The sequence below is a fragment of the Paenibacillus marinisediminis genome (genome assembly GCF_054343325.1).
Genome location: NZ_JBTGUH010000012.1, coordinates 42,900 through 67,060 on the forward strand (window position 1 = coordinate 42,900; position 24,161 = coordinate 67,060).

Below are 24,161 nucleotides of genomic sequence, written 5' to 3' on the forward strand. Positions count from 1 at the left end.
CGTGGCGATGACAATCTGAAGCAAAACAAACGAAGGAACGCTTGTTCAATGTGTTTGTGACGAAGCCAAAAAAAGTGCGGAGCGTGTCTGCCCTTGTTGTATTGTTGGATTCTTGACACGGGGAACATTTGATTCTCTAAAGTCTTCGGCTGAATTCAAAAAACGCGCCTGAACCATGGTGGTTTTGCGCGTTTTGTTGGGACGAAATACGATGTCAGGACGGGATGTTCATAGCGGTCTGAATATTTTTCAGATCGAGCTGAATTTGCTCCGGAATATGGTAGGGATGGTATAGGCCCCGCTGCATCATGTAGTTTGTTATCTTTTCATGGGAGTCTATAGCTTCGTCTAGCTGTTTCATCAAAATTTGCTTGATTTCGGGGGTGGCACATTCGGTTACGGCCATGGCATAGTTTCTGACTCCGCTCTTGGCGTTCATCAAAAAATCCATTGCGATCACGTCGTCGGTCAGCTGATGAAGCCCCGTCAAGTGTTCTAATAGGGTGTTCATGCTTCTATCTCCTTTAGGTTAGGGTCGCTTTAGACAGCACTCCACCGAGCTCCTGAAGCTGCTGCTGTGATAATTGCACATCTTGCTGCAAAATTTGCCTGAGCTCCGGGTCGGTTACCAGAGCTTGCATGGTTTTGGATTTGGTCATGCAAACGGTCTTGAACGCAGCCATTTCATGAACCTCCAGCATCTCATGCAAAGCGTAATTAAAATTCATTCGGATTGTCCTCCCCTGTATTTACCCATATTCAGGGCTTTAAGATGACTTTGATGCAATTGTCCGTTTTCGTATCGAACATTTCATAGCCGTGCTTGGCCTCGTTAAGCGGAATGACATGCGTAACAATATCTCCAGGGTCTACTTTGCCCGACGTTACCAGCTCGTACATATACGGCATGTAGTGAATGACCGGGGCTTGTCCGGAACGGATATTCACGTTGCGTTGCATGATGTCGCCGAGCGGGAATCCGTTATAGCGTCCGCCGTATACCCCAGTGACTTGGATGGTCCCGCCTTTGCGGACAGCCTGAGACGCAATGATAAATGCGCTCATGGTGCCGCCTTGCAGTTTCAAACCGCTGGCTAGAAATTCGAGATCGCTCATCTTGCCGTCCATTCCTACCGCATCAATCACGACATCGGCACCGCCTTTGGTCATTTCCTTGAGATTGTTGCCGATATTCTTATCCTGTTCAAAGTTTACGATTTCCACATTGTTTGTTCGCTTCGCATGCTGTAAGCGGTAATCCACATAGTCAACGGCGATGACCCGCTTTGCTCCCTTCAGCCAGCAGAATTTCTGGGCCAGAAGTCCGACCGGACCGCAGCCGAGCACGATGACCGTATCTCCATTCTTGACGCCGGCGTTATCTACGCTCCAGAATGCCGTCGTCATGGCATCGGCGATCAAGCTTAGCTTCTCGTCCGGTTGCTCGCAGTTTTCAGGAATCTTGAAGTGGGTGAAATTAGCAAACGGAACTCGTAAATACTCGGCTTGCCCGCCAGGGTAACCACCGGTCGTTCCGGAGTAGCCGAAATATGCGCCCATATCCCCGTGTTCGTTTGAATTGTCGCATTGGCTTTCCAGCTGATTCTTACAATAAAAGCACTCCCCGCATGCGATGTTAAAAGGGATGATCACCCGGTCGCCTTTCTTTACCTTGGTCACTCCGGGGCCTACTTCTTCAACGATCCCCATCGGTTCATGCCCGATGACATAGTTCTCCTGAAGGTTAGGGATCATCCCGTGAATCAGGTGAAGGTCCGAACCGCAAATGGCGGAACTGGTGACTCTTACGATCATATCGTCTGGTTTCTCAATCTTCGGATCCGGCACCTCTTTGACCACGACATTTTTAATCCCTTGATAAGTTACCGCCTTCATGCTTTATGTCCTCCAATATGTTCATCCGGGGTCCGATCAAACATCCCTTTACGCGACGTATCATCCGGGAACAAATTCATCTGCCCGATCATCACCGTATTTTTCGCTGAAAGCTGGTCGAGTTGGTACTGTTCGTTCAGCTCGTAAGGATGGAACCATTTTTTGCGAATCATAAGCTCCGTGATTTCTTGGTGCAGTGCAATCCCTTGCATAAGATGATTGCGCAGCAGCGCTCTTAGATCGGGAGAAGCCGTTTCCGTCAGGGCGATGGACAAATTTCGCACACCCTCCTTGGCACGAATAAGGGAGTCCATTGCAAATGTCATATCTGCCATCTCCGGCATATTTAACGAATTAATCGGGTCTAAATAATCGGTGTTCATTGGCGCTCCCCTTTAATGTGTGATAGTTGTCGGGCTATTCGGAACAGGCGCTTGGAATGGAGCTCTTGCGTAGATGGCCTGGAGCTCGGCGATCTGTTGCGTGGATAGAATGACGTCCTTCTGCATTAAAGCTTTCAGCTCTTGGTCAAAGACCAAGCCTTGCATAAGTTTTGACTTAGCGAGGCAGAGCGTTTTGAAGTTTAACGCTTCATGCAGTTCCATCGATTCGTGTGGTGCTAGCGTTGGCGTATTCATTGAGTAATTATCCCCTCCTTTTCCTTCATCAAAGTTAGATTTTCCTACGCATTGGATCCTATACTAAAATGGATTGCCGGAAATGTGGGGTCCGAATATTCCCATGCAGTCGTAAGAATATAAACAAAATCTCAACCGCATACTTATTTCTGTTTAAGTTATTGATCTTTGCTTGAGGAAGGAGGACTCACCTTGCCCAATGAAAACAAAATTGATCTAGCCACCGAAAATGCAAGAAAACCGGCAGAAGGTACACTTCACTCGAGCGGCAATACGCTGGAGCAGCATGCATCTAACGCGGTTTCTGAGGCGCAAACAGCTTTAAATCAGGCGATAAACTTGATAAGTGAATCTAATGCGGCAACAAATTCACAAGCTTTGGAGACCGCCCGGCAGCAAATGACCCAAGCAGAGGAATTCTTAGATCAAGCGCAAACTTCAGCAAACGCATTACGTCTGCCGGACCAACAATAAAACGGTAGCTTTGGTAGTGGCAGAGATTCTCCTTCTTTTTCGGATACAAGTGGAATCAAGCTCACTAATGTCGAGGTATGCTCGTCTGTCTATGTAGACGCTGAGTATGATATTTTCCGAATTTACGCCGATACTCTCCGCATGGGCAAATGACCTGCGTTGACGCTCGGAGGAACGTATTTGCCATAGACACGGAGAGTCACCGTCAATAACCTTTGTTGAAGACCATAATTGTAAGTGGATATAAGCAGACTACGAAATTGCCCCCTTTCAATGAGACATTTTTGCAAGTCGGCGAACACGCTTGATTTGCCGGACCAGCGCAGCGAATCATGACAAGCGAAAGGGAGGCCCTTAAGGGGCCTCCCTTTTTCTTCTTCTTCTTCCTATTATTATGGGTTGGTCGTTAAAATGCCGACGTTCTTCAGCATCACGCGCGGCGGCAGCAGGAGCGCGGCTAGCGTAAGCTGGGCGACGTCTTCGGGGTATAACCCCACATCTAGGAACGTGTCGTACTGGCTGCGTTCTTTTGTTTTGCCGTTTCCACTCGTGTCATGGTTCCGAAGTAGATCACGCAGAACGCTCGAGTCATCAGGAATGTGAGGAAAATCGTAGCCCACGACCAAAACCAGTTCCAACGAACATACCGAATCAGATCGGTATATTGTACGAGCAGCATTTCTACCGTCCATACCACAGCCTGACACGCAAGAAAGCACAACACAAATTCATGAGCTTTTGCTCTTGGAACAAGAAAATAGATGGTGGTTATACACACAAACCAGACTAGCAGCAATAAATTTCGTTCGATGTCCATGGCCTTAGCTTGTACAAGGAAGGAGGCTCCTATGTATAGTGTACTTCTTTTTATTCATACTTTCGTGGGCGGTGATACTTAGGCAAAAACTCAACACCGTTTACTCGTTGTCCTTCATTGACACGAACTTGCGGGGTTCCGTAAAAATATTTTATTATCCAGGCAATTGAACCACGTACAGTCATATAAATAGGTGATAGCAGTTCGAACCTGTTGAGGAGGATTTTATACAAGTGATGTTACCGAGTGAAAAGTATTTCGGTAAGTTTGAGGCGGTTTTTTTATTTCACGAGGCCATGCCTACAGGCGTTACTGTTTCTGAAACTGGGCGCATTTTTATTTGCTTTCCAAGATGGGGAGACGATGTTAAATTTACGGTGGCTGAAATCGTTCGCGGTACATTGCAGCCTTATCCTAGTTTAGACGCTAATTTGGTAAGCCAATCGAATATCACAACGTCCTTCATTAGTGTCCAAAGTGTCGTTGCTGATGGAAAGGGAACACTTTGGGTACTGGATACGGGGGCTCCTAATTTCTCAGAACCCATCAAAGGGGGGGCGAAGTTAGTCGCTGTAGATTTAAATTCAAATACCATAAGAAGTGTATATACATTTACGGAAGATGTTGTCCTGCCAACCACTTATCTGAATGATGTCCGATTTGATTTTCGTGTTGGTAAAGCAGGTTATGCTTATATAACGGATTCGTCTTCCCGAGGACCAGGAGCCATTATTGTCGTTGATTTAGAAACGGGCTATGCCTGGAGACGGTTAAACGGAGCAAATTCAACTTCGCCCGATCTCTTTCTCTTACCGAAAGTTGAAGGTAAAATCCTGATGAATCGAAACAAAGACGGATCTACTTCACCCTTTAGATTGGCATCCGATGGTATAGCGATTTCCCCGGACGGCAAGATGTTGTATTTTTGTCCTCTCTCCAGTCGTCAACTGTACTCGATTTCAACGGAAGCCCTAAGAGACCGGACTATACCGGATATGAATTTACAGTATCACGTAAAGTATGGGGGAGAAAAAGGTGCTTCAGATGGAATGATCACCGATGCAAAAGGAAACGTTTACGCTGGAGACTATGAAAACAATAGTATTCGGAAGATATTGCCGAATGGAATGATGGAAACCATCGCACATGATCCGAGAATTTTATGGCCAGATACTTTTTCTATTGGTCCAGATCAATACTTATATTTCATCGTGAACCAATTACATCGGCAGGCAAGATTTCATTATGGAAATGACCTGCGGCAGAAGCCTTACAGTTTACTCCGTATGAAAATAGACGAACCACCTGCTCCTGCCTTTTAATAAATATTTCACGTTACAAAGCTAACTCCCTATTTGCATAGAAAATGTATTTTATGACTTTATAGTTATTAAGAATTTGGAGGCTGCCGCTCGGCAGCCTGTTAAGCTAACGGGACACGTTAGTTTAATTGTGATGAGTACCACCAATAATGGGTATATATCGAAATTCTTATCGAACATTATTACAAAAGCCCTCGATTTACTAAAAATCAAGGGCTTTTAATATCTTAATTATCAAACTTTATTAGGAAGTTACACATGATGAGCTAACGGAAAATCAAGTGGTTTCGGCACACTTCTAGTCCCATACTGCTTATATTTCATATCCGTACAAATATATATCCAAGGTATCAGCCATATCCATTGCATCAATGCTGATCTTGGTTTCTCCTTGGCGTACAAACCCCATATGATCATAGAAACCGTAATTGCAGTTTGAGTCCGTAAACAGGTAGAAATGTTGGACACCTTGCTGTTTCATATAATCTATAAGCAGTGACACAAGTGTCTTGCCGATCCCTAAGCCACGACTTTCTTCTGTGACGATAAAGAGCGTAATAGTACCGTCATAGTCCTGCTTTCTGCCCTTAATCAATTGATTGTAGGCATTCAAGACTTTTTTATAATCGTTTACTCCGGTCTTATCCTTTATGGACATCAGTGTCATCATCATGTATTGGTACATCATAGCAAGTAGATGACGGATATTGGACCAATGCGTTCCATCATTATCGGCCTGTCCTAATATAACGCCAATAACCTTGCCACCCTTTTCGGCGACAAGGCTATATGTACTCTCGGCAAGGCAAGAATGCAGGTAGAATGCGAGCACTTTTTTCAACACATTTGGATTAGGTATCACTTTATATAAACTAAAGCTTTGATTGATCATGCTCTTTACTTCTTCGTAATCACGTTCGGCGATGTTACGATAAGTAATCTTGCTCATGCTTATACGGCTCCCTTTTTCAATACCGTGTGGAACTTCCCACCGATAAATGCTGAGACCACAATGGCTATAATGGCATTAAGCGGCGCGAACAGCAAACATAAGATGGCGACGATCAGCGGCTGTCCAAGCGCTGTTGCCGTAAAGGCTGCCATAAATGTAAGAACAACGAAGGTAACGTCTACTGGTAAAAAGGTAGAAAGCGCAAACCCGATCGCGGTTGCGCTAAACAGGATCGGGAAGAAGTTCCCCCCGCGCCAGCCGCCCGAGATGCAGATATTAATCATGAATATTTTAATGAAGCCTGTTAAGAGCAGCATCGGTATCGCCCATGACTTCCAGTCATTAGACAGTTCAAACATTTGCGCCTCGCCGGCAAACATTGTATCAGGCAAGAACATGCCGACAGCTCCGAGAATAAATCCCGCAATGACCGCGCGCAGTACTTTTTTATTCTCCAGCGGCGCAAAAACCACTTTTGAAATCCATTGGCATACTAAGAACAATGCTCCGCATAATATTCCGGCCAAAACTAGAGGGATAAAGGCAAGCAATTCATTCATACTGAATTCGATGCTTGTAAACGAAGCTAACTGTATACCTTCCTTTGCAAGCAGATTTCCAACCACTCGGAACGATGCAATAGCGCCGATAGTTGCAATGATATAGATGATCCATCGATACTGCTTCGATATGGTATAGCTTTGACTGTTTACCTCGATCTCTGTTCCGATGTAGGCTTGAACCGGTCTTTGCATCAATGCTCTCAGCGTTGTACGCTTCTGTTGAGAGCGGTCTTCCAATACCATGGTCATGCCTGATTTATATCTATCCCTGATCCAGCTTAAAAGTGCAGCAATAATGCCGGCAAGTCCCGCTTCAGGACCGATGCTTCCGCCAAAAATAAGAGGAAGAAGTGCCGCCACGCAGACGATCAGCAGATTATCGTAACGCAAGTGTTTTTCTTTTTTATAGGTCCCTATGATTTCTTCGAGTGTTCTTGGATAGTCGCCATATTTCTTCTGCCACAAGCCAATCAGAACACCGCCGATCACGCATATCACAATTGGATATAGACTTAACGTCATTCCGCCAATGGACAGGGAAGATGGAATTGCATTCGGCACCGTGGTCCACAAGAAATGGATGGCATGGTGCATAAACTGTAAGAAGATCGTCGTGACCGCACCGATAACGGCACCGCACAACAAGACGTATACCACAAAAGTAAGCAGACTTATAAATTTATGCTTCGGAAAATTCAATGATTCCTTATCCATTGATATTCATTCACCTGATTTCTGTTAGTCTTGGTCAATTCTTTGCCGGATTTCTAACATCTTCTGATCCGTGCGTGCAATAACCTCCGCACATTCACTTAACTCAGCGGCAATTTGCCCCGCATCCGCAATATCTTTCTTATATTTCAACCGATGCTCAAGACTTGCCCAGAAATCCATCGCTACCGTACGGATTTGCAGCTCAACCCGCATCATCTGTTTGTAATCAGAGAAGAATACAGGCACCTCCACAATCATATGATAGCTCCGATACCCGTTCGGTTTTGGGTCTTTGATGTAATCCTTAATCTCAATCACCTGGATGTCGTCCTGCTTCACCAGCATTTCGGCCACCTTATAAATATCGTCCACAAATGGACAGATGACTCGGATACCCGCAACATCGTTAAGGTTATCTACTATAGCATCAAGAGTAGCGTCCTTATGCATTCTTTTAAGCTTTTGAGCTATGCTAATCGGTTTTTTCGTGCGGGCATGGATCGATTCAATCGGACTTGTTTGATTATTTATAGAAAGTTCATCGTTTAGTATTTCAAGCTTGGTTTTTACCTCTCGGATTGCTGAGTTGTATTTCAACATCAGTTCATTGAACTGTACGACATAATCAAAGATTTCCTCCGAATTGTCCGGCAAGAAAAATTTAACCAATTCCTTCTCTTCAATTCTCTCCATATTTCTTTAATCTCTCCCTTTCATTCGTCAATCATGCTGATTAAGCTTCATCTTCGGTTTCTCTCTCAACCATTCCATAAAGTAAAATGTCTAAAAACCTCTTACAGCTTTCTTCATGGTGCTTCGGAAGGGGCTCGTCACGCAAACAGTTCTTATACACCTTGTGATATTGGAAATTAAAATAATCCTGGAAGTGGCAGAAGTTCGATACCGCTTCCTCTATGTTGATGTTTTTTCTCAGCTTAGCTTGTTCAAGCAGCTTAGTCAGGATCTCAATATTAAACGCATCGAATCTACTCTTAATTTCACCGATGGCTTCTCTAAGATGCAGCGGCGGTACAGCAACGGCATCGCGAAATATGTTAAACAGCAAAGGATGCTGGCCGAAAAAGCTCAATCTCGCATCAAAGTAGCATTGCATTGTTGTTTCGATGTCATTGCCTTCTGGAAGTTCTAAATTAGACAGATCCGCCGTCAGTGCATCAAAGCACTTCTGAACGCAAACAAGGTATAACTCGTCTTTATCCTTGAAGTAATGATAAATAATCCCTTTGGATATTCCGTTTGTGGAACAGATGTTATTTAGAGATGCTTCGACATAGCTTTTCTCGCCGAATTCCGCTAATGCGCCTTCCACTATTTTTAGTCTGCTTTGCAGATTTTTCTCTTCTCTTTTCATCTGATCTTGCTCCCAAACACATTATTGACCGAGTGGTCTATAATTAGTAAAACACGAATAGACCACTCGGTCAATAATACGATTGTTAAATTATTTTTAAGATTCGATGGTGTCAGCAAGCGTAGTATTCCCCAATATACAAAAATAGCAGGCTGCAAAAGTCGCAACCTGCTATCTTACATCTGGAAGGCTTGACCCTCATCCAGCCTGCCAGCTGATTGATTCAGCTTTTGACTGCTTGGAGCACTGCTTCTGTATGACCCTTCACCTTTACAGCTCGCCACTCTTGAACCAGCTTGCCTTCCTCATCGATCAAGAAGGTGGAGCGCACGATGCCGTAATACTCTTTGCCGAAATTCTTCTTCAATTGCCATACGCCAAACAAGTCAGCCACTTGATGCTCCTCATCAGCCAGCAATAGGAACGGCAATTGATGCTTCTCTATGAACTTGGCATGTCTCTTCAACGGATCGGGACTTATCCCGATCACAACTGCATTATGCTTCTCGAAATCGCCATGATAATCGCGAAAATTGCAGGACTCCTGCGTGCAGCTCGGTGTCATGTCCTTCGGATAGAAGTAGATGACCACCTTCTTGCCGCGGTAATTGTTTAGGCTTACATCCTGCCCGTTAGAGCCAGGAAGCGTGAAGTTCGGAACGGCTTGTCCAATATGCAATGATTCTGTCATCCCCTTGTCCTCCTTCAACAATGTTGCGTATTTACTGATTATACCCTATTTCCACCCGGTGTACGTCCGTTCTAGCTGCTGGAACTACGATCCCGCTCCCCGATACTTCTTCACTCCGATATTCCACAGCGTCAAGCCGATCGTAAAGAAAACAGTTCCTACAACTGGGGTCAGCAGCGCCATATCCCGCATCCCCTTATCCTCGATAAAGTACGCCGCCGGAATAATGCCGACAAAAGCAAACGGCAAGATCCACGTTAAGAGCACTTGAATAAAGCGATTGTAGATCGTCAACGGATAACGACCGTAGCTCTGAATGTTCCACACCAACGGCAGGATGCCTGTCGGTGCATCCGAGTAGAAGGAGATCGAAGTCAAGGCCGTGTATATGCCAAAATAAATCATGACTGCTCCCACCACAAATACGAACAGCATCAGCAGCTCTAATGCACCGAAATCAATCCCCATTTGCATACCGCTAATGACCATCAGGAGCCCCCCTACAAATGAACCGATGAGGGAGGGCGGGTCTACATTTTCTAATAGAATCTGAAATAAGTTATGCGCCGGTCGGGTGAGGATGCGGTCCATCTCCCCCTTCACGATGTAGCGCTCGCTGAAATTCCACAGATTGAAGAAGCAGCTGAAGATCCCGTATGGAATCATGAAGAAGCCGTATACGAACACCATTTCATCAAGAGTCCAACCCGCCAAGGTTGGTGTATGCATAAATACCACGAAGATGAAGATCAGATTCGTCACTTGAAATAACAGATCCGACAATACCTCCACCCAGAAATCAGCACGGTAGGTCAGTCTCGTCTTCGCGTAATTTTTCAAATATTCAGTCACTAAGCCCGCATAATACATCCTTCTCACCCTCCTTGTACGAACAGCCGCTGACGCGCAGCACGCCACAGCAGCAGAATCGGGATAATAAGGATCGCGAACCATACAAGCTGCACAGCTAGAACACCCGGAATATCACTATCTGCTACACGTCCAGTAAATACGGAGCTCGGCAGGTAGGTGATCGCTTGAAACGGCAGCCATTCATTCAACGTAATGAGCCAGCCTGGGAAGAAGGAGATCGGAATGATGACTCCGGAAAATAGATCCACGATCACCCGCTTCATCCGCATCATGCCCTCGTTGTTCTCCATGAAAAAGGCGCTCAATCCCGTAATAATGTTGATCTGCGTGTTAATGAGAAAGCTCATAAACAGCATCCATGCAAATATGAGCCACAGCTTCGGATCCGTCGGCAGCTGCACTGGAAACAGAAGGCAGGCGATAATAAGCCCCGGTGTCATGAATAGGATCAACCGGAACGCACCTTCGCCGAAGCCCTGCATCAGCTTAACGATCAAATAGTTATAAGGCCGAATAAACTGAATCGCAACACTGCCGTCGCGAATCTCATTCGCAATCTCACGATCCAAGTTGTTAAAATAAAAGGCGCGCGCCATCCACGATACCGCGATGTAGGTGGTCATCTGATCAGCAGTGAATCCTGCAATCTCCCCTTGCCCGCCGTATATCGCCTGCCACGTGAAGTAGTAGACGCCGATATTCAGGGTATAGATTAAGATGCCTGAATAATAATTGATGCGATAAGCCAGCATCATCAGGAAGCGAATGCGGATCAATTCCATATAAGCGCTCATCGAACAAGCGCCTCTTCTTTCTCGGCCGTATTCACGAGCGGTACTGCCTTGGCATCCGCTGATCCCGTCTTGTAGATCTCCCGCACGATCTCGTCCGTATTCGTCTCATGCAGACTAAGGTCACGAATCGCGGTTTGACCTACGACTAGCCCAATGATGTCGGATACGTTGCCGCCATTGGTTACGAACGCGCTGGCCTCTAGCGCTGAGGCTTGCTCCCACTGGACAGGCAGTCCTGCGGTCATCGCCTTCAGCCTCGCGATCTGGACCTGCTCCGCGAACTGGAAGCGAATCTCGCGCCCCTTGCCCCAGGTCGACTTCAGATGATCTAGTCCGCCGTCATAAATGATGTTGCCGTCATCCAGCATAATAACTCGTGAGCAGAGCGCTTCAATATCCTGCAGATCGTGCGTAGTCAGCAGAATCGTCGTTCCGTGCTCCCGATTCAGATGATGGAGAAATTCCCGAATCTCCGTCTTCACGACAATATCGAGCCCAATCGTCGGTTCGTCGAGAAACAGCACCTTCGGCTGATGCAGCAGAGATGCCACGAGCTCGCAGCGCATCCGCTGACCCAAGCTCAGCTTCCTCACGGGTCGATTCAACAGCTCCTGCAGCTGCAAGCGCTCAACCAGCTCATCCAGTCTGCGCTTGAAGTCATTTTCCGGAACACGATATACTTTGCGCAGCAGTCGAAATGATTCAATCACACCGATATCCCACCACAATTGGCTGCGTTGTCCGAATACGACTCCGATATGCTTCACGAACGCCTCGCGCTCTTGGAACGGCACATATCCTTGAACCTGCAGCTTGCCTGCAGTCGGAACGAGTATGCCCGTCAGCATCTTGATCGTCGTCGATTTGCCTGCGCCATTTTCACCGATATAGCCGCATATCTCGCCTTCTGGAATCGTGAACGAGATATCCTTAACTGCCGTTACTTCGTTATATTCACGCTTGAACAGATCCTTCAGCGCGCCGCTCAGACCTTCGCGATTGCGCTGTACGCGAAACGTCTTGCGCAGCTTATCTACTTCTATTGCATTCATGATCTTGTTACTTCCCCTCTTCCTATCAGTCAAGTTCCATTGATGCGCTGATCCTTTTGTAGGATAGCTCATAATGGGAACAAATAAGATAGTATCACATTTTTTAACTAAGTGACCCCCGTTTATCAACAACAGACCATAACTTATTTTGTCACATCTGCTTCATTCGTAAGTTTGTAGTCATGAATTGCTTCAACAAACTGTAAATTTTATAATATAGTGAGACAACTTGGATATTGCACGGACATGCTTAAGCATACTCAGGCACAAGTGAGTCGGAACGAAACACACCAAGACCACTCCCCTCTGCTCTCCGACTGCCGAAAGGACGGAAATCATAAATGAAATGGTTCATGTGGATGAGGAAAAAATGGAAGGTAATCGTGCTAACTCTCACACTTCTCGTCGTAGGTGGAGCAGGCGCCTATACTTGGTGGCTGTATGACAGTCTGAACAGCTTGAACAAAGGCGATAAAACACCCGTGATCACCAAAGAGTATGAACGTGAAAATGTTTCTGCGACTGCACCTGCTGTACCTGAACCCCCCGAGCCGCCAAAATGGGATGGTACGGAGCGCGTCAACATCTTGCTGCTGGGTGCCGATGTACGTGGACTGAAGTCGAATGAATCACCGAGGACCGATACGATGATGATCGCCTCCATCGATCCGAAGACGAAGAAAGCGACGCTGATGTCGATTCTTCGAGATACCTATCTAACGATTCCGGAGTACGGTAATGATCGCGCCAATGCGGCGTATTCTTATGGTGGACACAAGCTTGCGATGCAAACTCTTAGCAATTGGACGGGACTCGACATTCAATATTATATTTACACCGACTTTCAAGGCTTTATCAAGCTGATCGACGCGCTCGGCGGCATTGAATTTGAAGTCGAGAAGGATATGCATTACACCTCGAAGGCGGACGGCAAGGAGTATGATATTAATCTGAAGAAAGGCCTTCAAAAGTTAAACGGTGAAAGCGCGCTTCAGTATGTTCGTTTTCGGTATGACGCGCTGTCAGACTTCAGTCGGACGAAGCGGCAGCGAGAGCTGCTGACCGCTGTCGCGCAAGAGATGAAATCGACATGGTCCATTATTCAGCTGCCGTATTTAATTAATCAAATATCTCCATATGTGGACACGAACCTCACAGTTGATGATATGATTAAGCTTGGCGCATTAGGTTTAGGTGTCAGCATGGGGGAGAACTTGCAGCTCCCGCCTTCCAATCTGCTGCAGGAAACTCGGGTTCATAACGCTGATGTTCTGAAGGTAAGCGATCTGGATGCGATGCAAGCCTATATTCGCGATGCGCTGGAAGCGAAGCAAGCGCCTGCCAGCATGGCAGACTCTGCTCCGACACCGTGATCCGATCACATTGTAAACAACATGAAGGAGATGGAATACCAATGACTATGCAACCACGGACACGTTCCGCTCAGCTCTATGAAGAAGCGCTGGAACACATCGTAGGAGGCGTGAACAGCCCCTCCCGTTCTTTTAAGGCTGTGGGCGGCGGAGCGCCAGTATTTATGGAGCGCGCGCAAGGAGCGCATTTCTGGGATGTGGACGGCAATACATATATCGACTACTTAGCTGCATATGGTCCAATCATTACGGGACATGCGCATCCTCATATTACAAAAGCAATCACCCATGCTGCCGAGACAGGCACGCTGTACGGAACGCCGACTGAGCTTGAGATCAAGCTTGCTCGTATGCTCAAGGAAGCGATCCCTTCCCTGGATAAGGTTCGCTTCGTCAATTCCGGCACGGAAGCGGTCATGACGACGATTCGCGTAGCTCGCGCCTATACGAAGCGCAACAAGATCATTAAGTTCGCCGGCTGTTATCACGGCCACTCGGACCTGGTGCTCGTGGCCGCAGGCTCCGGCCCGTCCACGCTCGGCATTCCGGACAGCGCCGGCATTCCGACCAGCATCGCGCACGAGGTCATCACGGTTCCGTTCAATGACCTCGACAGCCTGAAGGAAGCGCTCGTGCGCTGGGGCGACGATGTCGCCGCTGTGATGGTGGAGCCGATCGTCGGCAACTTCGGCATGGTTATGCCGCATGAAGGCTACCTTGAAGGGCTGTGCCGTCTGGCACGCGAGCATGGCGCCCTCGTCATCTATGACGAGGTTATCAGCGCCTTCCGCTTCCATTACGGCTCCAGCCAGACGTACCGCGCCTTCAAGGACCATGCCGCTATCGAGCCGGACTTGACCGCGCTCGGCAAGATCATCGGCGGCGGACTGCCGATCGGCGCTTACGGCGGCCGCAAGGAGGTCATGGAGCAGGTTGCGCCGCTCGGCCCTGCCTATCAGGCAGGTACGATGGCAGGCAACCCGGCCTCGATCGCGGCGGGCATCGCTTGCCTCGAGGTGCTGCAGGCCGAAGGCGCCTATGAGCGCATGGAAGAGCTGGCGATCCGCTTGACGGACGGCATCCAAGCGGGCGCTGACAAGTACGGCATCCCGCTGACGATCAACCGCATACGCGGCTCGTTCTCCACTCATTTCTGCGACCATCCGGTCACCAACTATGAGGAGGCGCAGGATACGAGCAGCGAGCAGTTCGCGGCATTCTTCCGCCACATGCTGGACCAAGGCATCTGTCTGGCGCCATCGAAGTACGAGGCTTGGTTCCTGACGACCGAGCATACGCTCGAAGATATCGACCGCACGATTGAAGCGGCTCATGAAAGCTTCCGCCGCATGGCGCAAGAAGCATAATTTAAAACGCCCGCCCTCCTATCCGCTAACACGAAGCGGCCGGAGGGCGGGCGTTTGTTCTTTCTGCGCACTGTAGTTGCGGACACACGAGCCGTTATTTCGTGCAAACACCGCAATATCGTGCTCCATCCGGACCGTGGTCCCGTTATTTGAACCAAATCAGCAGAAATCTGCCCGTTTTGATGCAAATAACGGCCTCTATGTCCGCTTCAGCTTCCGTCGCATGGCAAACGAACAACGGTGCGGACACACGAGCCGTTATTTTGTGCAAACACCGCAATTTCGTGCTCCATCCGGACCGTGGTTCCGTTATTTGCGCCAAATCAGCTGCAATCAGCACGTTTTGATGCAAATAACGGATTCTGTGTCCGCTAAGGCCCAAAAAATGCCGCTTTTTTCATAAATAGCGGCCTCTGTGTCCATTTCGGCTTCTGCCGCATGGCACACGAACAACGGCGCGGACACACGATCCGTTATTTCTTACAAACACCGCAATTTTGCGCTCCTTCCGGACCGTGGTTCCGTTATTTGCACCAAATCAGCAGCATTCAGCCCGTTTTGAAGCAAATAACGGCTTCTGTGTCCGCTAAGCCTTCAAAAATGCCGCTTTGTTCACAAATAGCGGCTCCTGTGTCCACATAAGTGGATGGAATCACCCTTCCGATACAGACACCGACAAACTTAGGGCATCCCCCTGATCCCATGGATCAAGAAAGATGCCCCGCACAAGTAGCTCTACGCTCTACAGTTACATTTGCTCCGCCATACGATCTAGTCTAGCATGGTTTACCAACTCAGCATAATACCCGCCTTGACCCAGCAGCGTCTCATGTGAGCCTTCCTCGACGACTTTACCCTCCTGCATCACGATGATTCGATCAGCATGCTGAATCGTTGACAGACGATGCGCGATCACGAGCGTCGTTCGCCCTTCCGATACGACATTCAGCGCCTGCTGGATCAACTGCTCGGTATGGGAATCCAGATGAGCCGTAGCCTCATCAAGGATTAGAATGCGCGGCTGGAAAACCAGAATGCGCGCGAACGAGATTAACTGCCGCTCGCCCGCTGACAATCCGCTGCCCCGTTCGGATAGACGCGTATCGTAACCCTGCTTCAATCGCTTAATCATGCTGTGCGCACCAACCGCTTTGCAGGCCCATTTCACCTTTTCCGGTGATACATCTTCTTGGAACAAGCGCACGTTATCGATGATCGTCCCCGAATAGAGGAATGGATCCTGCTGTACAAGTCCGACGATATGATGCAGCGTCTCCTGCGGCAGGCTGCGGATATCGACGCCGTCGATCTGCACGCTTCCGCGCTTCACGTCATAGAATCGCGCCAGCAGGTTCACGAGCGAGCTCTTGCCTGCGCCCGTAGTACCGACGATGCCGACGAATTCGCCGGGACGAATGTGCAGATCTAGATCAAACAGCACATCTCGATTATCGATATATGCGAATCGAATGTGGTTAAAGTCTACGCGGCCTTGCACGTCATCAGCACTCAAGGCGGCGGCCGCTTCCGGAGCAGGATCCTGCACCTCAGGCTGGACGCGGAATATTCGCCAGAGGCGGTCCATTGATACTGTCGTGGACTGCAGCGTGTTCCACTGCTGAGTGATTTGGTTAATCGGTTGGAAGAATTGGCGAATATAATTGATGAAGGCATAGAGTACACCGAATTCCAGCGATTTGCCCAACACGGCGAAGCCGCCCATCCATACGACAAACGCCACTGAGACGTTGCCTAGTATATCAAATGAACGGTTAAACAGGATGCTCGTGCGCACCTCGCGCAGGTTCTCCTTAAAGTAGCGTTTATTTTGCGTTATGAATCGATCGGTCTGATCCTGTTCTTGATGGAAAGCTTGAATCAGGCTCATACCCGCTAAGTTCTCAGCAATAAATGCAATCAAACGCGACAGCTCTCCGCGCGAACGCTGGTACGCGGAACGCAGTAGCTTACGGAAGCCGATAGCGATGCCGAATATAATCGGGAACAGCAGCAGGCAGTATGCCGCCAACTCGGCATCCAACGAAAACATAAAGGCCACGACGAGTATAAGCATCAGCCCATCGCGCACGAGACTTAGCAGCACCTGCGTGAAGAATTGGTTGATCGTTTCCGTGTCGCTCGACACGTTCGTCACCAGACTGCCGCTCGACATGCGGTCGAAGAACGACATCGACTGCCGGGATATGTGGCGGAACAGATCTTTGCGGAGCTGCCCGACAATGCTCTGTCCGACCTTCTGGAGCAGATTCGCCTGAATATAAGAAAAAATAAAGCTGAGCCCGGCAAGCAGCAGATACGCTCCTCCAATCAGCAGCAGCGTCTTAACGCCATGATCTCCCGTCAGCACATTATCATCAATCGCTATCTTAACTAAATAAGGCTGGAGCAGGTCTGCGCTTATCGCGAAGAAGGTGCATACAAATACGAACAAGAAAGAACGGCGATGCGGCTTAGCGTATGAAAGCATGGTCCGAAATGCTTGTTTGCGGTCTTCCTTGGATACTTCGTAAGTATTGGTTGATCTCGAATCTTTGGCTCCGCTGCCGCCAGCATGAATACCACCATGTTTACCAGCACCACTACCCGATGTTGCCGACATCCTGCATCCCCTCCTCCTGTATCGCATAGAGCGATGCATAGTATCCGCCTTGCCGCAACAGCTGCTCATGTGTGCCGCGCTCGATGATCTCGCCTTCTTCCAGCACGATAATCTCATCTGCATGGCGAACCGCGCTGATCCGATGCGCAATCACGATATTCGTCATCCCCTGCCTTGCTCGCTGCAGATTCGTTAGGATGTTCGTCTCCGTCACAACGTCCACTGCGCTCACGCTGTCATCCAGAATAAGCAGCGGGGACTCCTTAATTAATCCGCGCGCAAGACTAGTGCGCTGACGCTGGCCTCCGGACAGCGTTAAGCCGCGTTCACCCAACTTCGTTGCATATTGCTCAGGAAATCCTTCGATGTTCTGATAGATCTCAGCCAGCTTTGCCGCAGACTTCACCGAATCCTCATCCACGCTGCGATCGTAGAAGGCGATGTTATCGCGAATCGTGGTGCTGAACAGAAAGCCATCCTGAGGTACATACCCCACCTGAGTACGCAGGCTCTCCAGCGTCAGATCGCGAATGTCATGCCCGCCAATCCACACCGTCCCTTCCGGCGGATCATATATGCGCAGCAGCAGCTTGACCAGTGTTGTCTTCCCGCTGCCAGTGCGTCCTACGATGCCAAGCGTACTCCCAGGCTCCACCCGAATATCGATATTTCGCAGTGAAGGCACGTCCGTGTCAGGATAGGTAAATGTTAAGTCGCGTATCTCTAGTGCGACCGGCGTACTCGGCATCGGCAATGGATCCTCGCTCTCCCGAATATCCGGCTCTTCCGCCAGCAATCGATTCAGACGATCAAGCGAGGCACGCGAGCGCAAAATCATATTGATCACGTTGCCAATCTGCTGCAGCGGGGTAATAATCATGCGCAGGTACAGCGTTAATGTAACGAAGTTGCCAAGTGTAAGCTGACCTTGAATCGCTTGCAAGCCGCCGTATGTTATGGCGATGACGAGCGACATCGCGCCCGCAAACGGAATCAGCGTCTGAAACATCGAGGTCATACGGACTAATCTCAATTGATTGTCGCGAATCTGATCAACTGTGGCTCCGAACCTTTCTTCTGCGGTATGCTCGACCGCGAATGTTTTCGTGACCTTAATACCGCCAAACTGCTCCTCTGCCGATTCCGTCATCGATGCCAGCGAATCCTGCACAGCACGTGAGCGAATCCGAATCCGAGGGCCGAAGTAGATTACGAAGAAAGGGATCAATAGCAGCGGCAGTGCGCATACAACCATCACATGCAGAGGAATGTCGCTTAACGACATCATGACCAACACGGATACTAGCAGGAAAGAGGCGTTGGTCGTCTGGTTAATGCCATTTGCGATCGATTCACGCACCGAGGACACATCATTCATAAAATAGCTGAGCAGCTTGCCGACACCATTTTTCGAATAAAAATGTTCACTAAGACTCGTGAAGTGGCGAAACAGACGCTCACGAATGTTGAACTCAAACTTCCGTCCTAAACGATGATTCACGTATTGCCCAATTCCGAACAGCACTCCGTATCCCACTCCGATTGCAAGCAACCACAAGCTGTAACGTACCACGCTCGCGCGAGTCAGCTCCTGCCGTTGCAGTTCATCCGTGAACTGTCCAAGCAGACTGGGATAGATCGCGTAAATCATGTTGGCCAATGCCATCGAACCGATTGCTGTGAGATACAAAGGCCAATGCTTCGTAATATGACGAACTAGCATAAAGTCGCATGCCTCCTCTCGGGACCGATATGATAACAGTTAGATATTAGTACAAATGCCAACTAGGTTCAATTTATTTCCTCCTTTTTCTGATCAGACCATTTCAATGGGCACTATGAGTAGTTGTAATATTATAGCAAATCAATCGAGCTCAAACAGTAACTTTTTAGCATTTTTTGCGTTATGTAAAGAGACAGAAGTAATTCAGGCATATTCCCATAAGGAGATAATATGAACTGGAGGATTTAGTAGATGAAGCCATTGCTCATGCTCATAATCATCACAGGAATAATCATTACGGGGTGCAGTTCTTCTGATTCATCAGCCGAGACTCATGAAGTCACCGACGTAATAGAAACCGTATTGAGAAAAGGCGACTCCGAACAGTCGAAAGAAGCAATAGCAGCGCATAAGGAAATGGAAAGAACCCTCGTCGACATGGAAACTATCTTAAGTGTCGTTCATCTGACCGCTCCGCAGAAGCTGAAGAGCGACCATCTCGACGATCCTTTATCGATGTATTCCTGGTTCTTGGACGTTGAGGAGTGGATGAATTCGCTGCTGCGATATTTGGACGGCACCGTCATCGAGGAACGCGAGAAGCAGTTATTTCTTGAAGCTGTGCAGGACTACTACAGTGTGAAGCATTCGGAAGAGATCTTTAGCCGCTATTATCGTTCTAATGAGGACGGCACGTATATGTATTTACCTCAAGATGCGTATGGCCATCTCCATTCAACGATGCGCGACTTACAAGTAGACATCCATAAGGGTGATGGAACCATTGAATATGAGATTCACGGCCTATCCCCCGAAATGTTCTACAGCAATACGAATGATGGTAAGATTCAAGTGGAGCTATTTGACACTCCGATCTATGAGCGAATAACCCTTCTTACCGATCAGTTAGTCATCAATTCAGCGTCCAATATGAAGTAATGATATTGTTCATCTCACTCACGGACACACGATCCGTTAATTGAAGTAACACCACAATAATGGCATGCCTGCAGACCGTAGAGCAGCTTTTTACTATAAGCCACTGTACACCCAACAATAGATTGTCTGGAAATATACATTGAGCTCAGGAACGTCCAATTTCATTCGAGCAGCAATTTGTTCAAGAGCCCAAATGGCTTCAAGCCTCTAGGTAATGTACCTTTGCTGCATCTGCACCATACACATTGGATTTCTGATAGCGTTTCAACTCACGGGCAGTACTGGAATGATGACGTCCTAATTCCTGAGCAATGTCGGATGACTCGCTCCGTACTCCCATCAGACATAGTCAAGGAAATTGCAACTTTTATATTACAAACAAGGTTTGCCACGATACTGACTATAAGTTTTTAATAATCCTTTCATCATATCCACTTTTGATTGCCAATTTAACAAACGGTACGCCTTATCGCAATCTAGGCAGCTGTGTATTATATCCCCATCTCTCGCTGACAAGTAATGTGCCCTAATCTCAGAAGTGTGTATCTGTTTAAGCATCGTGACCAGTTCGTTGATCGAAATGCTGTTGCCTGTGCTAACATGAATGGTTTCTCCATGACCGAGCTTGATCGCGGCGATATTTGCATGTACGACATCTTTTACAAACACGAAATCACGCGTTTGACTACCGTCACCATAAATATTTATGGGCAGACCATGTTTGATTTTTTCAATAAAGACCGCTATGACTCCACCTTCTCCTTTTGGCGTTTGTCTTGGGCCGTATACATTGCTATAACGAAGAATAGTAAAAGGAAGTCCTCGTAGAATGCAGGCAAATTGAAGATAAATTTCGGCCGTCCTTTTGGACAAACCGTAGTATGAAATAGGGTTCGCAGGGTCTTCTTCAAAGATCCGCTCCTTTTGCAGGTTTCCGTAAACGCCGCTTGTGGAGGAAAATATCAGTTTTTTTACGAAAGCTTGTTGGCAAGCCTTCAGCACATTTACGGTTCCGATAATATTGACATCCGCATCGTATCTGGGGTCGTCCATCGATTGTTGTACATCCGCTTGTGCGGCAAGGTGGAATACATAATCTGGTTCTTCTCTGACAATGATATCTATTATCCTATCGCTACGAATATCTTCTTCATAAAGCACAGCTTCCGGATGAAGATAGCTTACTCCCCCGCTTTGCAAATTATCAATCACGGACACGCGAAATCCGTCTGCCACAAGCTGTTCTACAAGATGGGACCCGATAAATCCTGCTCCGCCCGTTACAAGAGCCTTCATATTTTTGCTCCTTTTTATAATTAATTAGAACATCCATCGTTGCAAGATCTGGTATGCAATACTCTTCAGGTACATTGGTTGCGATCGGTTCCCAAACCTTGCTATCCACTATAATCTCGCGTGCGGCTATTTTGGATGAGAACAAATGGCTATAATGCTGTGCAGTCATGGGCTTCATGATCTGAACCGAGTTGGGATCTGGGATCATGTAACCCTCCGGCAGCACAGTCTTGATACGCTCCCATACTGAACCGTCAACGAATACTCCTCGCACTGGCAAAGTATTAGAAAATATACTACTGTAATAATCGCCTGTCATTGAAAGCAGAACATCAAGTAATGCCGGATCAGGCAAGGAAAAGTCCGCAGGCAGCCTTGAAACGGTGGTGTTCCAGACTCTACTGTCTACCAATACATCCATGTAGGGCGACGGCGATAGAAACATGGAGTTATACATTTGCATCAACCTCATAGGAATTCTTTCTCTTTACAATAAATTCATACCGCTGCTTCACTATAACCCAACATGGCATCGAGATTAATTTCCAATACTGACTTCGTATCCAGCGTTTCATGGAAGCCGACAGTCTTTTCATTCACACCATCCCTGTCTTCTTTTTTCGATTGCTTTTTTATAAACCCGGAGCATGTTATCCGTCATTGCATCCATGGACCAATGCTTCATTCCCCAGTTCTGCGCTTTTTTGCCCAACTTCATGCGGTATCTTTCATTTTCAAGCAATTTGTCCAATTTACGGGTTAATGCATCAATATCTCCTACCGGACAAAGAACACCTGTTACGCCGTGCTCAACCATCTCCGGTAAGCCCGCCACATTGCTCACAACACATGCCTTCCCTGCGATTTGGGCCTCAATTAAAGACACGGACTGATTTTCAGTGAGACTTGGCAGTACAAATATATCGGCCAAACGCAGCAAAGCTGGGACATCATCCCTCTTTCCCAAGAACTGAACCTGTTTCTCCAAACTTAACGTATTTCTTTGCTTCAACAGCTCCTCCTTTTTCTCCCCTTCGCCCACAATCCAACAAACCCAATCTTTGCGCTTCTCTTTTAATTTGCCAAGGGCGGACAAAAGGTGATGGATGCCTTTAAGTTCTACCAGCCGACCTGTAAAAATAATGACTTTTTTATCGTGAGGGCGCTGGACGTCTGTCTTCACCATTATTTGTTCGGAAAAATTGTCAACATCAAAACCATAAGGAAACACTTGTAGCTGCTCGTGAGGTACATTAAATTCAGAGGTCAAAATTCCCTTCAACCATTGATTGGCCACATGAGTCATTTCGGTTGAGGTAGCACCTATATGTTCGATCGCATCATAGTAGGAATGGGCTACAAAATCGGTTGGTTGCTTTATGCTCCGAATTTCATGAGCGACACAGCCATGCAAAGTGGCTACAAGCGCAGTGTTCCGCTGGCGAATCCTGGCCATCGCCGTGGTGGAAATGACATCCTGCGTATGAATGATATCGTAACCACTTACGTTGAAATACGCGGAAGCAAGCTCAAACATATATCTCTGGAATTCTGCGTAATGGACGAGCGGGTTCGCATGCAGTACAGGATACGAGGCTAAATCCAGCTTGGCTTTCAGCAGCGGAAGCAGCTTGTCTTTGGAAATCCTTCGGTCTGGATTGATCATATGAATAAATGAGTTTGTACTATCGTTCCCATTACCGAGAAGATCAACTTCATGCCCCAACGCTTGCATCCTATTTCTAAGCTGAAGCATAAAAGGCCATACCCCACCTACGTGTGGGACGGGCCAGTAAGTGGCAAGCAAGATTTTCATTGTGTGTTTCTCTTCCTTTCTAAATAAAAATTATTACCTCGTTAATATATTCATCAAGCAATGGACAAGTTCGGGCGAAGACATTAATTAACAAACACAATCATTTTGCGAAAATCCGAATCAAATAGAAATTAGCAATAATAGAAAGAGGGGGTAGTATGTTACGTTCCGATCAAGTAAGAAACTAGCGGAAAGAATGACCGATTTTTTAACAAAGGAGGTATCACAGCTATGAGACTTGCGGACTTAAAGGGGGATTACGACGGCATTTTCAGCCTTGGAGATCTTTGTCTGGCTTCGATTCAGCTACAGAAAAATAACTTAAGGCCTTATAGCGGAGTATTAGATTGGATGGGTTCACCGCAGCTTTCGGATGTAAACCGTTTGCTGATGAATCGTTTTGAAGGATTTATGGAGCTTCAGAATTTGAGGGTGGTGGGTGATGCTACTGAGGAAATGCTGCTTGTATCGGATGATGTGTATCATATACTCTCAAACCACGATTTTTCAAAAAAACAAAATACCTATACCCACTTAGATACTTATCCCGAAGTCAAACAAAAGTTTGAACGGCGTATCGATCGTTTTTTGGAAAAGGCGAACAGCTGTAAACGTATTCTGTTTGTGAGAACGGAAGGGAACTTCCAAGATGCGTATGATCTACAGATGGTGTTAAGCGGGCTTGTACAACACGATTTTGCCATTCTTTTGGTCAACCACGCCCCCGTTGGAGAAATTTATGAGCTAAATTGGCCGCTTGATAAAGTATGTGCCATACAGCTTCCTAATCAAGAGAAATGGGAAGGCAATAATCATTTGTGGAAGATACTACTTGACGGAATTCGACATATATAAATGGACGGAGGGGT

Annotated in this window: 25 protein-coding genes; 6 read left to right on the plus strand and 19 right to left on the minus strand. The window is 47.3% G+C overall.

Annotated elements, in window-relative coordinates:
* Positions 1 to 214: 214 nt before the first annotated feature.
* Genes ACXX53_RS19905 through ACXX53_RS19925 form a run of 5 tightly spaced genes read right to left on the minus strand, consistent with a single transcriptional unit; the run spans position 215 to position 2,534 of the window.
* The gene (locus ACXX53_RS19905; protein ID WP_458570436.1) at positions 215 to 511 is read right to left on the minus strand and encodes a spore coat protein; all 297 of its coding nucleotides are present in this window, start codon (positions 509 to 511) and stop codon (positions 215 to 217) included.
* Between the two features lie 13 nt (positions 512 to 524).
* A complete protein-coding gene (locus tag ACXX53_RS19910; RefSeq protein ID WP_458570437.1) occupies positions 525 to 728 on the minus strand; it encodes a hypothetical protein in 204 nt (67 codons plus the stop codon).
* A gap of 31 nt (positions 729 to 759) precedes the next feature.
* On the minus strand, positions 760 to 1,896 hold the full coding sequence (locus ACXX53_RS19915) for a zinc-dependent alcohol dehydrogenase (protein WP_458570438.1): 1,137 nt from the start codon (positions 1,894 to 1,896) through the stop codon (positions 760 to 762).
* The gene (locus ACXX53_RS19920; RefSeq protein ID WP_458570439.1) at positions 1,893 to 2,279 is read right to left on the minus strand and encodes a spore coat protein; all 387 of its coding nucleotides are present in this window, start codon (positions 2,277 to 2,279) and stop codon (positions 1,893 to 1,895) included. Before ACXX53_RS19920 ends, ACXX53_RS19915 begins: the two co-directional genes overlap by 4 nt.
* A 12-nt stretch (positions 2,280 to 2,291) precedes the next feature.
* The gene (locus ACXX53_RS19925) at positions 2,292 to 2,534 is read right to left on the minus strand and encodes a spore gernimation protein GerQ (protein ID WP_458570440.1); all 243 of its coding nucleotides are present in this window, start codon (positions 2,532 to 2,534) and stop codon (positions 2,292 to 2,294) included.
* Between the two features lie 192 nt (positions 2,535 to 2,726).
* Here ACXX53_RS19925 and ACXX53_RS19930 point away from each other — a divergent pair, with 192 nt between their 5' ends.
* Entirely contained in the window at positions 2,727 to 3,008 is a 282-nt protein-coding gene (locus ACXX53_RS19930; protein WP_458570441.1) for a hypothetical protein, read from the plus strand.
* A gap of 392 nt (positions 3,009 to 3,400) precedes the next feature.
* Here the strand turns inward: ACXX53_RS19930 and ACXX53_RS19935 are convergent, their stop codons facing one another.
* Positions 3,401 to 3,646 (minus strand): hypothetical protein, encoded by a 246-nt coding sequence (locus tag ACXX53_RS19935; protein WP_458570442.1) that lies wholly within the window; start codon positions 3,644 to 3,646, stop codon positions 3,401 to 3,403.
* A 415-nt stretch (positions 3,647 to 4,061) separates the two neighbouring features.
* Between ACXX53_RS19935 and ACXX53_RS19940 the strand changes: the two genes are divergently transcribed.
* Positions 4,062 to 5,147 (plus strand): L-dopachrome tautomerase-related protein, encoded by a 1,086-nt coding sequence (locus ACXX53_RS19940; protein ID WP_458570443.1) that lies wholly within the window; start codon positions 4,062 to 4,064, stop codon positions 5,145 to 5,147.
* A 313-nt stretch (positions 5,148 to 5,460) separates the two neighbouring features.
* Here ACXX53_RS19940 and ACXX53_RS19945 read toward each other — a convergent pair whose 3' ends face one another.
* The 8 genes from ACXX53_RS19945 to ACXX53_RS19980 form a co-directional block, all read right to left on the minus strand.
* Positions 5,461 to 6,096 carry a GNAT family N-acetyltransferase gene (locus ACXX53_RS19945; protein WP_458570444.1) on the minus strand — a complete coding sequence of 212 codons (636 nt, stop codon included), beginning with the start codon at positions 6,094 to 6,096 and terminating at the stop codon, positions 5,461 to 5,463.
* A 2-nt stretch (positions 6,097 to 6,098) separates the two neighbouring features.
* Positions 6,099 to 7,376: a chloride channel protein gene (locus tag ACXX53_RS19950; RefSeq protein WP_458570445.1), complete on the minus strand. Its 1,278-nt coding sequence runs from the start codon at positions 7,374 to 7,376 to the stop codon at positions 6,099 to 6,101.
* A 24-nt stretch (positions 7,377 to 7,400) separates the two neighbouring features.
* Positions 7,401 to 8,069 carry a GTP pyrophosphokinase gene (locus tag ACXX53_RS19955; RefSeq protein ID WP_458570446.1) on the minus strand — a complete coding sequence of 223 codons (669 nt, stop codon included), beginning with the start codon at positions 8,067 to 8,069 and terminating at the stop codon, positions 7,401 to 7,403.
* A gap of 40 nt (positions 8,070 to 8,109) precedes the next feature.
* Positions 8,110 to 8,748 (minus strand): TetR/AcrR family transcriptional regulator, encoded by a 639-nt coding sequence (locus ACXX53_RS19960; RefSeq protein WP_458570447.1) that lies wholly within the window; start codon positions 8,746 to 8,748, stop codon positions 8,110 to 8,112.
* Between the two features lie 223 nt (positions 8,749 to 8,971).
* Positions 8,972 to 9,439, minus strand: coding sequence for a thioredoxin-dependent thiol peroxidase (gene bcp / locus ACXX53_RS19965; protein ID WP_458570448.1), 468 nt, complete (start codon positions 9,437 to 9,439; stop codon positions 8,972 to 8,974).
* Between the two features lie 84 nt (positions 9,440 to 9,523).
* Positions 9,524 to 10,309, minus strand: coding sequence for an ABC transporter permease (locus ACXX53_RS19970; protein WP_458570449.1), 786 nt, complete (start codon positions 10,307 to 10,309; stop codon positions 9,524 to 9,526).
* A 5-nt stretch (positions 10,310 to 10,314) separates the two neighbouring features.
* Positions 10,315 to 11,106, minus strand: a complete 792-nt coding sequence (locus ACXX53_RS19975) for an ABC transporter permease (protein WP_458570450.1) — start codon at positions 11,104 to 11,106, stop codon at positions 10,315 to 10,317.
* On the minus strand, positions 11,103 to 12,158 hold the full coding sequence (locus ACXX53_RS19980; RefSeq protein ID WP_458570451.1) for an ABC transporter ATP-binding protein: 1,056 nt from the start codon (positions 12,156 to 12,158) through the stop codon (positions 11,103 to 11,105). Before ACXX53_RS19980 ends, ACXX53_RS19975 begins: the two co-directional genes overlap by 4 nt.
* A gap of 359 nt (positions 12,159 to 12,517) precedes the next feature.
* On the opposite strand from ACXX53_RS19980, the gene ACXX53_RS19985 reads away from it, so the two are divergent.
* Together ACXX53_RS19985 and ACXX53_RS19990 are read left to right on the plus strand one after the other, a co-directional pair.
* Positions 12,518 to 13,531, plus strand: a complete 1,014-nt coding sequence (locus tag ACXX53_RS19985) for an LCP family protein (protein WP_458570452.1) — start codon at positions 12,518 to 12,520, stop codon at positions 13,529 to 13,531.
* A 41-nt stretch (positions 13,532 to 13,572) separates the two neighbouring features.
* Positions 13,573 to 14,898 (plus strand): glutamate-1-semialdehyde 2,1-aminomutase, encoded by a 1,326-nt coding sequence (locus tag ACXX53_RS19990; RefSeq protein ID WP_458570453.1) that lies wholly within the window; start codon positions 13,573 to 13,575, stop codon positions 14,896 to 14,898.
* Positions 14,899 to 15,646: 748 nt separating this feature from the next.
* On the opposite strand, the gene ACXX53_RS19995 is transcribed toward ACXX53_RS19990, so the two are convergent.
* Both ACXX53_RS19995 and ACXX53_RS20000 read right to left on the minus strand, forming a co-directional pair.
* The gene (locus ACXX53_RS19995) at positions 15,647 to 17,386 is read right to left on the minus strand and encodes an ABC transporter ATP-binding protein (RefSeq protein WP_458570475.1); all 1,740 of its coding nucleotides are present in this window, start codon (positions 17,384 to 17,386) and stop codon (positions 15,647 to 15,649) included.
* 112 nt (positions 17,387 to 17,498) lie between these two features.
* Positions 17,499 to 19,241 carry an ABC transporter ATP-binding protein gene (locus ACXX53_RS20000; RefSeq protein ID WP_458570454.1) on the minus strand — a complete coding sequence of 581 codons (1,743 nt, stop codon included), beginning with the start codon at positions 19,239 to 19,241 and terminating at the stop codon, positions 17,499 to 17,501.
* A 252-nt stretch (positions 19,242 to 19,493) separates the two neighbouring features.
* On the opposite strand from ACXX53_RS20000, the gene ACXX53_RS20005 reads away from it, so the two are divergent.
* The gene (locus ACXX53_RS20005; protein WP_458570455.1) at positions 19,494 to 20,180 is read left to right on the plus strand and encodes a hypothetical protein; all 687 of its coding nucleotides are present in this window, start codon (positions 19,494 to 19,496) and stop codon (positions 20,178 to 20,180) included.
* Between the two features lie 372 nt (positions 20,181 to 20,552).
* On the opposite strand, the gene ACXX53_RS20010 is transcribed toward ACXX53_RS20005, so the two are convergent.
* The 3 genes from ACXX53_RS20010 to ACXX53_RS20020 form a co-directional block, all read right to left on the minus strand.
* Positions 20,553 to 21,476, minus strand: a complete 924-nt coding sequence (locus tag ACXX53_RS20010) for an NAD-dependent epimerase/dehydratase family protein (RefSeq protein WP_458570456.1) — start codon at positions 21,474 to 21,476, stop codon at positions 20,553 to 20,555.
* Positions 21,385 to 21,933 (minus strand): hypothetical protein, encoded by a 549-nt coding sequence (locus ACXX53_RS20015; protein WP_458570457.1) that lies wholly within the window; start codon positions 21,931 to 21,933, stop codon positions 21,385 to 21,387. The genes ACXX53_RS20010 and ACXX53_RS20015 overlap by 92 nt, the downstream gene beginning before the upstream one ends.
* Positions 21,934 to 22,068: 135 nt before the next feature.
* A complete protein-coding gene (locus tag ACXX53_RS20020; RefSeq protein WP_458570458.1) occupies positions 22,069 to 23,292 on the minus strand; it encodes a glycosyltransferase family 4 protein in 1,224 nt (407 codons plus the stop codon).
* A 231-nt stretch (positions 23,293 to 23,523) separates the two neighbouring features.
* Between ACXX53_RS20020 and ACXX53_RS20025 the strand changes: the two genes are divergently transcribed.
* Complete coding sequence (locus ACXX53_RS20025; RefSeq protein ID WP_458570459.1) at positions 23,524 to 24,147, plus strand: DUF1796 family putative cysteine peptidase; 624 nt, start codon at positions 23,524 to 23,526, stop codon at positions 24,145 to 24,147.
* Positions 24,148 to 24,161: the final 14 nt, after the last annotated feature.

What these genes read in the sequence shown, in the direction of transcription:
- ACXX53_RS19905 (WP_458570436.1), bottom strand. Translation starts at nt 511, where the DNA reads ATGAACACCCTATTAGAACACTTGACGGGGCTTCATCAGCTGACCGAC.
- ACXX53_RS19910 (WP_458570437.1), bottom strand. Translation starts at nt 728, where the DNA reads ATGAATTTTAATTACGCTTTGCATGAGATGCTGGAGGTTCATGAAATG.
- ACXX53_RS19915 (WP_458570438.1), bottom strand. Translation starts at nt 1,896, where the DNA reads ATGAAGGCGGTAACTTATCAAGGGATTAAAAATGTCGTGGTCAAAGAG.
- ACXX53_RS19920 (WP_458570439.1), bottom strand. Translation starts at nt 2,279, where the DNA reads ATGAACACCGATTATTTAGACCCGATTAATTCGTTAAATATGCCGGAG.
- ACXX53_RS19925 (WP_458570440.1), bottom strand. Translation starts at nt 2,534, where the DNA reads ATGAATACGCCAACGCTAGCACCACACGAATCGATGGAACTGCATGAA.
- ACXX53_RS19940 (WP_458570443.1), top strand. Translation starts at nt 4,062, where the DNA reads ATGTTACCGAGTGAAAAGTATTTCGGTAAGTTTGAGGCGGTTTTTTTA.
- ACXX53_RS19945 (WP_458570444.1), bottom strand. Translation starts at nt 6,096, where the DNA reads ATGAGCAAGATTACTTATCGTAACATCGCCGAACGTGATTACGAAGAA.
- ACXX53_RS19950 (WP_458570445.1), bottom strand. Translation starts at nt 7,376, where the DNA reads ATGGATAAGGAATCATTGAATTTTCCGAAGCATAAATTTATAAGTCTG.
- ACXX53_RS19955 (WP_458570446.1), bottom strand. Translation starts at nt 8,069, where the DNA reads ATGGAGAGAATTGAAGAGAAGGAATTGGTTAAATTTTTCTTGCCGGAC.
- ACXX53_RS19960 (WP_458570447.1), bottom strand. Translation starts at nt 8,748, where the DNA reads ATGAAAAGAGAAGAGAAAAATCTGCAAAGCAGACTAAAAATAGTGGAA.
- bcp (WP_458570448.1), bottom strand. Translation starts at nt 9,439, where the DNA reads ATGACAGAATCATTGCATATTGGACAAGCCGTTCCGAACTTCACGCTT.
- ACXX53_RS19970 (WP_458570449.1), bottom strand. Translation starts at nt 10,309, where the DNA reads ATGTATTATGCGGGCTTAGTGACTGAATATTTGAAAAATTACGCGAAG.
- ACXX53_RS19975 (WP_458570450.1), bottom strand. Translation starts at nt 11,106, where the DNA reads ATGAGCGCTTATATGGAATTGATCCGCATTCGCTTCCTGATGATGCTG.
- ACXX53_RS19980 (WP_458570451.1), bottom strand. Translation starts at nt 12,158, where the DNA reads ATGAATGCAATAGAAGTAGATAAGCTGCGCAAGACGTTTCGCGTACAG.
- ACXX53_RS19985 (WP_458570452.1), top strand. Translation starts at nt 12,518, where the DNA reads ATGAGGAAAAAATGGAAGGTAATCGTGCTAACTCTCACACTTCTCGTC.
- ACXX53_RS19990 (WP_458570453.1), top strand. Translation starts at nt 13,573, where the DNA reads ATGACTATGCAACCACGGACACGTTCCGCTCAGCTCTATGAAGAAGCG.
- ACXX53_RS19995 (WP_458570475.1), bottom strand. Translation starts at nt 17,386, where the DNA reads ATGCTTTCATACGCTAAGCCGCATCGCCGTTCTTTCTTGTTCGTATTT.
- ACXX53_RS20000 (WP_458570454.1), bottom strand. Translation starts at nt 19,241, where the DNA reads ATGCTAGTTCGTCATATTACGAAGCATTGGCCTTTGTATCTCACAGCA.
- ACXX53_RS20005 (WP_458570455.1), top strand. Translation starts at nt 19,494, where the DNA reads ATGAAGCCATTGCTCATGCTCATAATCATCACAGGAATAATCATTACG.
- ACXX53_RS20010 (WP_458570456.1), bottom strand. Translation starts at nt 21,476, where the DNA reads ATGAAGGCTCTTGTAACGGGCGGAGCAGGATTTATCGGGTCCCATCTT.
- ACXX53_RS20015 (WP_458570457.1), bottom strand. Translation starts at nt 21,933, where the DNA reads ATGTATAACTCCATGTTTCTATCGCCGTCGCCCTACATGGATGTATTG.
- ACXX53_RS20020 (WP_458570458.1), bottom strand. Translation starts at nt 23,292, where the DNA reads ATGAAAATCTTGCTTGCCACTTACTGGCCCGTCCCACACGTAGGTGGG.
- ACXX53_RS20025 (WP_458570459.1), top strand. Translation starts at nt 23,524, where the DNA reads ATGAGACTTGCGGACTTAAAGGGGGATTACGACGGCATTTTCAGCCTT.